The organism is Plasticicumulans sp. (assembly GCF_035331805.1).
GTDB lineage: Bacteria > Pseudomonadota > Gammaproteobacteria > Competibacterales > Competibacteraceae > Plasticicumulans.
On sequence record NZ_DAOLKE010000098.1, the window covers coordinates 1 to 11,095 of the forward strand.

The 11,095-nt window shown below is 70.8% G+C and carries 8 protein-coding genes; 2 read left to right on the top strand and 6 right to left on the bottom strand.

Translation table 11 applies throughout. The features are described 5' to 3' along the window. A partial coding sequence (locus PKE44_RS08960; RefSeq protein WP_324550250.1) for a methyltransferase domain-containing protein occupies positions 1-676 on the bottom strand: 676 nt, incomplete at its 3' end. A 199-nt stretch (positions 677-875) separates the two neighbouring features. Here PKE44_RS08960 and PKE44_RS08965 point away from each other — a divergent pair. Beyond that, positions 876-2,303 (top strand): transglycosylase SLT domain-containing protein, encoded by a 1,428-nt coding sequence (locus PKE44_RS08965; protein ID WP_324550253.1) that lies wholly within the window; start codon positions 876-878, stop codon positions 2,301-2,303. A 46-nt stretch (positions 2,304-2,349) separates the two neighbouring features. Here PKE44_RS08965 and PKE44_RS08970 read toward each other — a convergent pair whose 3' ends face one another. From PKE44_RS08970 to PKE44_RS08985, 4 genes are read right to left on the bottom strand one after another with little or no spacing between them, the layout of a single operon-like run. After that, positions 2,350-4,014: a dipeptide ABC transporter ATP-binding protein gene (locus PKE44_RS08970; RefSeq protein ID WP_324550255.1), complete on the bottom strand. Its 1,665-nt coding sequence runs from the start codon at positions 4,012-4,014 to the stop codon at positions 2,350-2,352. Continuing rightward, complete coding sequence (locus PKE44_RS08975; protein ID WP_324550258.1) at positions 4,007-5,062, bottom strand: ABC transporter permease; 1,056 nt, start codon at positions 5,060-5,062, stop codon at positions 4,007-4,009. The genes PKE44_RS08970 and PKE44_RS08975 overlap by 8 nt, the downstream gene beginning before the upstream one ends. Then, positions 5,059-6,117 (bottom strand): microcin C ABC transporter permease YejB, encoded by a 1,059-nt coding sequence (yejB, locus tag PKE44_RS08980; protein ID WP_324550260.1) that lies wholly within the window; start codon positions 6,115-6,117, stop codon positions 5,059-5,061. Before yejB ends, PKE44_RS08975 begins: the two co-directional genes overlap by 4 nt. Positions 6,118-6,120: 3 nt before the next feature. Further along, complete coding sequence (locus PKE44_RS08985; RefSeq protein ID WP_324550262.1) at positions 6,121-7,914, bottom strand: extracellular solute-binding protein; 1,794 nt, start codon at positions 7,912-7,914, stop codon at positions 6,121-6,123. Between the two features lie 105 nt (positions 7,915-8,019). Between PKE44_RS08985 and PKE44_RS08990 the strand changes: the two genes are divergently transcribed. Further along, on the top strand, positions 8,020-8,835 hold the full coding sequence (locus PKE44_RS08990; RefSeq protein ID WP_324550265.1) for an enoyl-ACP reductase: 816 nt from the start codon (positions 8,020-8,022) through the stop codon (positions 8,833-8,835). A gap of 129 nt (positions 8,836-8,964) precedes the next feature. Here PKE44_RS08990 and PKE44_RS08995 read toward each other — a convergent pair whose 3' ends face one another. Beyond that, complete coding sequence (locus tag PKE44_RS08995; RefSeq protein ID WP_324550267.1) at positions 8,965-10,866, bottom strand: SurA N-terminal domain-containing protein; 1,902 nt, start codon at positions 10,864-10,866, stop codon at positions 8,965-8,967. Positions 10,867-11,095: the final 229 nt, after the last annotated feature.

Sequence of the window (11,095 nt, forward strand, 5' to 3'; positions counted from 1 at the left end):
GGCGCCAGCGCGGGCGCACCGGCGTCAGCGTCGAGACGCGCTTGCGCCCGACGATCAGGTAACCGCAGGCACCGAGCGCCGCCGGCCAGCCCCGCAGCCGCAGCGCACCGTCCCAGGGCCAGCGGCAGTGGAAGCGCACGGCGTCGGTCTCGAAGCCGGCACGCCGCAGCCAGCCGCGCACGACGGCACTGCCATACAGGCGCGCCCCGGCCGGCAGCCGCGCCTCGCGCACGCGCAGCAGCCGCCAGATGCCGCCGTCGAGCAGCGGATTGAAGCCGAGCACGACGACGTGTCCGTCCGGGATCAGCGCCGTGCCGATGCCGTCGAACAGTTCTTCGGGCCTGGCAACGAATTCGTGCAGGTGCGGCACGACGACCAGATCGAGGCTGTCGGGCCGCAGCGGCAGCGCCAGCGGATCGGCGCAGACCTCGCCGGCCAGGGCCGGGACCGGAACGATGCGCAGCTTATGGCCGATGCGGCTCGCCGCGAGCCAGTCATGCCCGCCCGGCGCCCCCAGCGTCACCGCGTGCCAGCCGAACAGCAGCGGCAGCAGCGCGGCCAGCTGGGCATGCTCGGCCCCGGCCAGACGCTGGCCGAAACCGCTGCCGTACCAGGCGTCGAGACCGGCGTAACCGGCGATGCGCAGGCTGTTTTTCTTGTGGAAGATCAGGATCATGCACCTGCTGAGCGGGCCTTGTTGCGTGCGCGCCGCAGGCTTGCCACGCTCCGCCGCCACCGCTAGATTGCCGCCGCAACAAAGTAACACACGCAGCAACACGGCCGACGACGCCTGTACGGCGACCGCCACGCGCACGGATGCACGGGCGGCATAACGATCCGGGGCCGATACAACCCGAACCGAAGGTATCGCACCGATGTCGTCGATCCGTACCGGGGCCGCCGCGCTGGCGGCCCTGCTGCTCGCTGCCTGTGCCCAGGCGCCCCAGCGCCCCGCCCCCGCCGATTTCGCCGCCACCACCGATGACGGTGATCTCTGGCAGCGGCTGCGCGGCCAGCTGTCCTTTGCCGACACCTCGCACCCGGACGTGCAGCGCCAGCTGCAGTCGCTGCGCCCGCGCAGCATCGCCTCGGTGGCCGACAACGCCTCGAACTACCTGTACTTCGTGCTCGATGCCACGCAGAGCCGCGGCATGCCGGCCGAGGTCGCGCTGGTGCCGTGGTTCGAGAGCGGCTACCGGCCGAACGCGGTGTCGCCGGGCCGCGCCGCCGGCCTCTGGCAGCTGATGCCCGATACCGCCACGCATCTCGGCCTGAGCCTCGGTCGCGGCGTCGACGAGCGCAAGGACGTCAAGGCATCGACCGAGGCCGCGCTCGATTACCTGGCGCGCCTGAACCGCAACTTCGACGGCGACTGGCTGCTGACGCTCGCCGCCTACAACGCCGGTCCGAAGACCGTGCAGAACGCCATCGAGCGCAACCGCCGCGCCGGCCGCCCGACCGCGTTCTGGGACCTCGACCTGCCGCGCATCACGCAGGAGTACGTGCCGCGCATCCTGGCGCTGTCGCAGATGATCGCGAGCCCCGAGCGCTTCGGCCTGAACCTGCCGGATGCCGGCGAGAACTCGGCGCTGACCCATGTCGACCTCGGTCCCGGCGTCAACCCGATGCTCGCCGCCGCCGCCGCCGGCCTGAGCCGCGAGGAACTGCTGCGCTACAACGCCCGGCTGCGCGGTCGCGACGACACCGGCAGCACCGAGCTGCTGCTGCCGAAGGCCCGGGCCGAGGCGCTGGCGCGCGTGCGCCCGCGCATCGAGGGCACGAAGCTCGCGGTCTGGGAAGGCTACCGGCTGGCGCCGGGCGACACGATCGAGGCAATCGCCGAGCGCTTCGACACCAGCCCTGCGGCGCTGCGCGAGGTCAACCGCGAGGCCGGTGCGACGCTGAGCTTCACGGCCGGACGCGAGGTGCTGGTGCCGGCGCGCGGCCCGGTGCGCCTGACCATGGCCGCAGCCCCGGCGCAGCGGCCGAAGCCCCAGACCGGGCGGCTTGCGCGCGCGAAAAAGCCCGGCAAGCCGGAGCACCGGCCGGCGGAAGCCGGCGACGGCCTGTTCGCCGGCGATGTACCGCTGCGCGAGCGCATCCGCCGGCTGCTGACGATCAACCTGACCGTGCGCCCCGGCGATTCGCTGGCCGTGCTCTCGGGGCAGTACAGCGTCGCGATCGAGGATCTGCGCCGCTGGAACGATCTGCCGGCCTCGACGCCGGCGGGCGAGCCGCTCGAAGCCGGCCGCACCGTCGTCGTCTACGTCGACGCGATCGCCGACGACATCCCGCGCGGCTGAAGCCGGCCAAGAGTTTCGCGCCGGCCGGGGGATTCCCGTCCCGGCTTCAGCCGGCCGGCGCCGGTGCACCGGCGCCCGGCAGCAGCGCGGCTTCGAGCAGCGCGGCCGTGTACGGGTGCTGCGGCGCCGAGAACAGCGCCGCGGTCTCGCCGGACTCCACGACCTGACCGCCGCGCAGCACCAGCACGCGGTGCGCGAGCGCGCGGATCACCGCCAGGTCGTGGCTGATGAACAGGTAGCTCATGCCGTGGCGCTGCTGCAGCGTGCGCAGCAGTGCCAGCACCTGCTTCTGCACCGTCGCATCGAGCGCGCTGGTCGGCTCATCGAGCAGCAGCAGCTTCGGCTCCAGCACCAGCGCCCGCGCGATCGCGATGCGCTGGCGCTGGCCGCCCGAGAACTCATGCGGATAACGCCACAGCGCGGTTTCCGGCAGGCCGACCTCGTCGAGCGCAGCGACGATGCGGGCACGGCGCTGCGCGCGATCGAGCGCCGGACGGTGGATGCGCAGGCCCTCGCCGACGATGTCCTCCACCGTCATGCGCGGCGACAGCGAGCCGAACGGGTCCTGGAACACGACCTGGAAGGCCGGGCGCAGCGGCCGCAGCCGGCGCTGGCCGAGTCCGCTCCATTCCTGCCCGTCGACGACGATGCGCCCGGCAGCCGGCAGCAGCCGCAGCAGCGCGAGCCCGAGCGTCGACTTGCCCGAACCGCTCTCGCCGACGATGCCGAGCGTCTCGCCCGCATGCACGTCGAGGTCGGTCGCAACCAGCGCATGCACCGCGGCGCGCGGCCGGCCGAGCCAGTCGCGGCGCGTCACGAAGCGCACATCGACACCACGCGCGCTGAGCAGCGCTTCGGCGCCGCTTTGCGCCGGATGTTCGCCGTCCGGGATCAGCCGCTGCGGGCGGCTCGCGAGCAGCGTGCGCGTATACGGCTCGCGCGGCGCCGTGAACACCGCCTCGACCGGCCCCTGCTCGACGATGCGGCCGCGGTGCATGACGCAGACGCGCCCGGCGAAGCGGCGCACCAGGTTCAGGTCGTGGCTGATGAACAGGATCGCCATGCCGAACTCGGCCTGCAGTTCGCGCAGCAGGTCGAGCACCTGCACCTGCAGCGTCACGTCGAGCGCCGTGGTCGGCTCATCGGCGATCAGCAGCTTCGGCCGGCAGGCCAGCGCCATCGCGATCATCGCCCGCTGGCGCTGGCCGCCGGAGAGCATGTGCGGGTAGGCAAGCGCCCGCTGCTGCGGCTCGGGGATGCCGGTACGTTCCAGCAGCCCGACCGCCTGCTGCCAGGCGGCACCGGCATCGAGACCGAAGTGCAGGCGCAGGCCCTCGGCGATCTGGCGGCCGACCGGGTGCAGCGGGTTCAGCGCGTTCATCGGCTCCTGGAAGATCAGGCCGATCTCCCGGCCGCGCAGCCGGCGCAGCGCCGCCTCGGGCAGGGCCCGCAGCTCCTGGCCGGCGAAACGCACGCTGCCGCTCACCTGCGCCTGCGCGGCATCGAGCAGGCCGAGCGCGGCGAGCGCGGTCACCGACTTGCCGGAGCCGCTCTCGCCGACCAGCGCCAGCCGCTCGCCGGGCGCGATCGTGAAGCTGACGCCATCGACCGCACGCACGGCCGCGGCGCCCGGCGCGCCGAAGCCGACGCTCAGCTCCTCGATCGCGAGCAGCACCTCCCGCGGCGGCGGCAGGACTTCAACTTCAGCCACGGCGCGTATCCGCCGCCTCGCGCAGCGCCTCGCCGATGAAGATCAGCAGCAGCAGCGTGCCGACCAGCACGACGAAGGTGCCGGCCGACAGCCACCAGGCGCTCAGGTTCTCCTTGCCCTGCGCCAGCAGCTCGCCGAGGCTCGGGGTTTCCGGCGGCACGCCGAGGCCGAGGAAATCGAGGCTGGTCAGCGCCACGATCGCGCCGCTGATGCGAAACGGCAGGAAGGTCAGCACCGGCGTCAGCGAGTTCGGCAGCAGGTGGCGGAACATGATCGTGCGGTTGCCGGCGCCGAGCGCGCGCGCCGCGCGCACGTAGTCGAGGTTGCGCCCGCGCAGGAACTCGGCGCGCACGTAGTCGGCAAGCCCCATCCAGCCGAAGGCCGCGAGCAGCGCGAGCAGCAGCCAGACGCTCGGATTGAACAGCGACGCGAAGATGATCAGCAGGTACAGCTCCGGCAGCGAGGACCAGATCTCGATCAGCCGCTGGCCGAGCAGGTCGGTGCGCCCGCCGAGATAGCCCTGCAGGGCGCCGGCGAGCACGCCGAGCGCGGTGCCGACCACGGTCAGCGCCAGTGCGAACAGCACCGACAGCCGGAAGCCGTAGATCAGCCGCGCCAGCACGTCGCGGCCGCGGTCGTCGGTGCCGAGCAGGTGCTGCGCGGACGGCGGCGCCGGATTGGCGCGCTGGCCGTCGAGGCGGATCGTGTCGTAGCGGTAGGGGTTCGGCGGATCGAGCAGCCAGTTGTCGCCCCCGGCCAGCCGCTCGCGCAGGTAGGGGTCGTGGTAGTCGGCCTCGGTGTCGAAGTCGCCGCCGAACGCGGTCTCCGGATAGGTCTTCAGCAGCGGGAAGTAGTACGCGCCCTCGTAGTGCACGAGCAGCGGCCGGTCGTTCGACAGCAGCTCGGCGCCGAGGCTGAGTCCGAACAGCACGCCGAAGATCCACAGGCTCCACCAGCCGCGGCGGTTGGCGCGAAAGCGCCGCCAGGCCCGCGCGCGCGGCGACAGGCCGGCCGGCAGCGGCGCGGCATCTGCCGCCGGCGTGCTCACCGGTCCACCGATTCGAAGCCGATGCGCGGATCGACCAGCACGTAGGACAGATCCGACAGCAGCTTCGCGAGCAGGCCGAGCAGCGTGTACAGGTACAGCGTGCCCATGACCACCGGATAGTCGCGCCGCAGCACCGACTGGTAGGACAGCAGCCCCAGGCCATCAAGCGAGAAGGTCGTCTCGATCAGCAGGCTGCCGGTGAAGAACATGCCGATGAACGCCGCCGGAAAGCCGGTGACCAGCGGGATCATCGCGTTGCGGAACACGTGCCGGTACAGCACGGCGCGCTCGGTCAGGCCCTTGGCGCGCGCCGTCAGCACGTACTGCTTGCGGATCTCTTCGAGGAAGCTGTTCTTGGTCAGCAGCGTCATCACCGCGAAGCCGCCGACGGTCGAGGCGGTGATCGGCAGCACCAGGTGCCACAGGTAGTCGAGCACCTGCGCATACCACGGCAGCTGCTCCCAGCCCTCCGAGGTCAGGCCGCGCAGCGGGAATACCTGCCAGAAGCTGCCGCCGCCGAACAGCACCAGCAGCAGCAGGCCGAGCACGAAGCCGGGGATCGCGTAGCCGACCAGGATCAGCGTGCTGGTGGCGACATCGAAGCGCGAGCCGTCCTGCAGCGCCTTGCGGATGCCGAGCGGGATCGACACCGCGTACAGGATCAGGAAGCTCCAGACGCCGAGGCTCACCGACACCGGCAGCTTGTCGGCGATCAGCCCGAGCACCGAGCGGTGGTGGAAGTAGCTGTCACCGAGATCGAAGCGCGCATAGCGCACGACCATGTCGGCGAAGCGCTCGATGGCCGGCTTGTCGAAGCCGTAGAGCCTGCGGATCGCCTCGACCTCCTGCGGCCCGAGCCCCTGCGCGCCGCGGTAGGCGACGCCGCTGCCGCCGCCGCTGCTCGCCTCGCCGGCAGCACCGCGGTGCGTCAGCTCGTTGACCAGTTGCTCGACCGGGCCACCCGGCACGAACTGGATGATCGTGAAGCTGACCAGCAGGATGCCGAGCAGCGTCGGCACCATCAGCAGCACGCGGCGGGCGAGATAGGCGGCCATGCCCTACTTCGCCCACCAGCTGCTGATGACCCAGTCGATCGGCTGGTAGTACAGCGGCAGCGTCTGCGGATGCGCGAAGCGGTTGCGCCAGGCCAGCCGGTGCACCGGCGAATACCAGTTCGGCACGACGTAATCGCCCCACAGCAGCACGCGATCGAGCGCGTGCGCGGCCGTGACCAGCGCGGCGCGATCCGGCGCATAGACGAGCTTCGCGAGCAGCGCGTCGACGACCGGGTCCTTCAGGCCGAGCAGGTTGTTCGAACCGGGCTGGTCGGCGCTCGCCGAGCCCCAGTTGCCGGACTGCTCGTTGCCGGGCGACGGCGACTGCGGCCAGACCTGCACGAGCGCATCGAAGTCAAAGTTGTCGACGCGCTGCTGGTACAGCGAGGTATCGACGGTGCGGTAGTTCAGGCGCACGCCGAGGCGTTCGAGGTTCTTCGCGTACGGCGCGATCACGCGCTCGAAGCCGCGGTTGACCAGCAGCATCTCGAATTCGAGCCTGCGGCCCTCCTTGACCAGCACGTTGTCGGCGAGCGTCCAGCCGGCCTCCTTCAGCAGCGCCAGCGCCGCGCGCAGGTTGTCGCGCAGCGACCCCGGCGCCTCGGTCGACGGCGGCTGCCAGGGCCGCTCGAACAGCTCCGCCGGCAGCTGCGCGCGGAACGGTTCGAGCAGGGCGAGTTCCGCGCCCTGCGGCACGCCGCTCGCGGCCAGGTCGCTGTTGGTGAAGTAGCTGTTGCTGCGCCGGTACAGGCCCTCGAACAGCGTCTGGTTCGACCATTCGAAGTCGAAGGCCAGCGCCAGCGCCCGGCGCACGCGGATGTCCTGGAACAGCGGCCGGCGCAGGTTGAACGCGAAGGCCTGCATGCCGGCGTTGTTGCGGTGCGCAAGCTCGGCCTTGACCAGCTCGCCGCTGTCGAACTTCGGCCCGGTGTAGTCGCGCACCCACTGCTTGGCGATGTTGACCTGGGCCACGTCGAACACGCCGGCCTTGAAGCCTTCGAGCGCGACCGCCTGATCCTGGAAGTACTCGAACACCACGCGATCGAAGTTGTACTGGCCGCGGCGCACCGGCAGCTCCGCCGCCCAGTAGTCGGGCCGGCGCCGGTATTCGATGCGCCGCCCGGCCGTGAAACCCTCCAGCGCATACGGCCCGCTGCAGAGCGGGGCTTCGCGCACGATCTCGTCGAACTGGCGCCCCTCGATCCACTTCGCCGCGAACACCGGCATCTGGCCGATGATCAGGTGCAGCTCGGGGTTCTCGCGCGCGAACTCGAAGCGCACGCTCTGCGCATCCTCGACGACGGCGGCCTGCACGTCGGCCCAGTACAGCCGGTACTGCGGATGCGCGAATTTGCCGGTCAGCGTGTCGAAGCTCGCCTTCACGTCGGCCGCGCGCACCGGCGAGCCATCGGCGAAGCGCGCCTCGGGCCGCAGGTGGAAGCGCACCGAGCGCCTGTCCGGCGCGAGCGCGATGTCATCGGCGAGCAGGCCGTAGACGCTGAAGGGTTCGTCGCGCGACTGCTCGACCAGCGTGTCGCACATCAGGTCCGCCACGCCGGCCGCCGGCGTGCCCTTCAGCAGCCACGGGTTCAGGCGGTCGAAGCCGCCGATCGCATCGAGCGTCAGCGTGCCGCCCTTGGGCGCATCGGGATTCACGTATTCGAAATGCGTGAAGCCGGGGCCGTACTTCGGGGCATAGCCGAGCGCGACCGCAGGCCCGGCGTGAAGCGGCGCGGACAGCAGCAGCAGCGGGAACAGGCAGGTGCCGGCGACGGCCGGCAGGCGGAATCGGGCCATCGGCGATCCTTTGAGGGCGGAAACCCGCAGGTTATGCTTTCAGGATTGACCGGGAGCCGGGAACGGCCGGCTTTCGACGATAGCAAATGACCACAGGAGTCCTCCATGGGTTTTCTCGCCGGCAAGCGCGCCCTGATCGTCGGTCTCGCCAGCAACCGCTCGATCGCCTACGGCATCGCCCGGGCCATGCACCGTGAAGGCGCCGAACTCGCGTTCACGTACCAGAACGACAAGCTCAAGCCCCGCGTCGAGAAGATGGCCGCCGAGTTCGGCAGCACGCTGACCTGGCCCTGCGATGTCAGCAACGATGCCGAGATCGACGCCGTCGCCGAAGCCCTCGCCGGCGCCTGGCCCGAGGGCTACGACATCGTCGTGCATTCGGTGGCGTTCGCGCCCGGCGAGGCGCTCGATGGCGACTTCCTCGACGGCATCTCGCGCGAGAACTTCCGCATCGCCCACGACGTGAGTTCCTACAGCTTCGCGGCCCTCGCCAAGGCCACGCGCCCGAAGCTGCGTGCCGGCGGCGCGCTGCTGACGCTCAGCTACCTCGGCGCGATGCGCAGCATCCCGAACTACAACGTCATGGGCCTCGCCAAGGCCAGCCTCGAAGCCAACGTCCGCTATCTGGCCGCAACGCTGAGTCCGGCGCAGCTCGACGCCGACGGCAAGTTCGTCGCGCACGGCGTGCGCGTCAACGCCATCTCGGCCGGCCCGATCCGCACGCTCGCGGCCAGCGGCATCGCCGGCTTCCGCAAGATGCTCGAAGCCTTCGAGGCCGCCGCGCCGACGCGCCAGTGCGTGACCATCGATGAAGTCGGCAACGTCGCGGCCTTCCTGTGCTCGGACCTGGCCTCCGGCATGACCGGCGAGATCGTCTACGTCGACGGCGGCTTCCACAACGTCGCGATGGCGAACCTGTAAGCGCCCCCGCTCCTCAAGGCGGACACGACGCGGGCCCGCTGCCGGATCGACGGCAGCGGGCCCGCGCATGTCCGGGCCGGTCCTGATCCGGACCGACCCGGTATCCGGACAGGCCGGTCGCCCGCGCAATCAGAGCGTGTCGGCGCGATTCTCGATCTTCGCCGCCGCGCGCAGCGCATCGAGCAGGCCGCGGAAGTCGCGCTCGCCGGACTGCAGCGCCGCCCGCTGCGTGAGCGCCTGCCGATCGGCTTCCGCCACGTCGGCCTCGGTCCCGGGCTGCACGGACTTCAGCACGATCACCGCCCGGTCGCCACTGGCCAGCTCCAGCACGCTGAGCGCGGGCTGGCTGCCAGCCGGCGGCGGCACCCGGAAGGCTGCGCGCAGCAGTTCCGGCGTCAGCACCGCCGCGTTGCGGGTCAGCGGGCCGGGAGCCTGGCGCGTCGCACCGGCCGCCTGCGCCGCCGCCTCCGGCGCCGTGCCATCGCGCACGGCCTGCATCAGCTGCTCGGCCGCCTTCGCCAGTTCGGCGCGCGCCTGACTGTCCTTCAGCTCTGCGACGATCTGCTCGCGCGCTTCGGCGAGCGTCTTCGGCTTGGCATCGCGATGCTCGGCGACGCGCACGACGATGACGTGCTGGGCATCGAGCTGCACCGGCTCGCTGTTGCGCCCGTCCTTCAGCACCTCGTCCGAGAACGCCGCCGCCAGCACGCGCGCATCGTTGAGCAGCGGATCGTCACTGCCGCTGCGCGTCAGCCAGTCGCTGGTGCGCGTCTGCAGGCCGAGTTCGCGGGCAGCGGTGCTCAGGTTGTCGGGGTTTTCGAAGACCAGCGTCGAGAGCCGGTCGGCAGCATCGAAGAATGCGCTCTCGGCCTGCTGGCGCTGCCAGAGCTGCACGAGCTGCGCCCGGACCTCCTCGAACGGCGGCACGCTGCCCGGCGTCACCGCATCGAGCCGGATCACGTGGAAGCCGAAATCGGTGCGCACCGGTTCACTGAGATCGCCGACCTTGCCGAGACCGAACAGCGCCTGATCGAAAGCCGGGTCCATGACGCCGCGCTCGAGCGCGCCGAGATCGCCGACCTCGACGTTGGCCGTGCCGGCCAGGGACTTGCCGAGCGCCTCGAAGCTTTCCTTGCCGCTGACGACGGTCTCGCGGTAGCCGAGCGCCTGCTGATGCGCCTGCTCGACCTGCGCGGGACTCGCGCCGTCCGGCACGCGCACGAGGATGTGCGAGGCGGTGCGGGTTTCCGGCCGGCCGAGGCTGGCCTGCTGCTGCGTGTACAGGCCCCTGAGGTCGGCGTCCTGCGGCGTGCCGACCCGCGACAGCAGCAGATCCGGGCTCAGATCCAGCACTTCGAGCCGCAGCTGCTCGGGGAAGACATAGGCCTGCGGCTGCGCGCGGAAACGGGCCTCGATGGCCGCGTCATCGACGCTCTGACGCGCGCTGACCGGCGCCAGCGCCAGCGTCAGCACCTCGAAATCGCGCTTCTGCGCGACCAGTTCGATCAGCCGGCTGCGGTCGGTCGTGCTGAGCAGCGCGGTCGCTGCCAGCCCCTGACGCAGCTGATCGGTGGCCAGCGAGGTGCGCAGCATGTTCTCGAAGTCCGTGACCGTATAACCCTGGCGGCGCAGCACGGCCTGATAGGTTTCGGGATCGAAGCGATCACCGGCCCGGAAGGCCTCGACCGACTGCACCCAGGCCGAGACCTGCACGTTGCCGGCCCGCATGTGCTCGGCGCGGGTGAACTGCTCCAGCAGGCGCTCGTCGATCAGTTGCCCGACGATCATGTGCTTGAGCCGGTTCTCGTCGACATCCTGCACGCCGCCCTGACGCAGCCGCTCACGCTGGTTCTGCAGGGTCTGCTGGTAACGCGCCAGCCCGATCTCTTCGCCGTTGACCCGGGCGACGAACGGCGCGGTTCCGTCATGGGTGTAATAGTTGATGCCCCAGAGCGCGAACGGAATGAGCAGCATTCCGAACACGAGGTAAGCGAACCAGCCTGAGGCACGGTCCCGGATCGTCTGCAGCATGAACAGGATTTCCGTGACGGAGAGACGGAACACGGATGCGCCGGCTCCATGCAGTTACCCTGTTCGCCGGCATCATCCGCAACGGATGTGGCTCCAGTCTAACGCAATGGCCAGCCACAGGGCGCACGATCGGCGCCGGTGAGGCCGCGCACTGGAAACGGGAAAAACAGGGAATGGCGGAGCGGACGGGGCTCGAACCCGCGACCCCCGGCGTGACAGGCCGGTATTC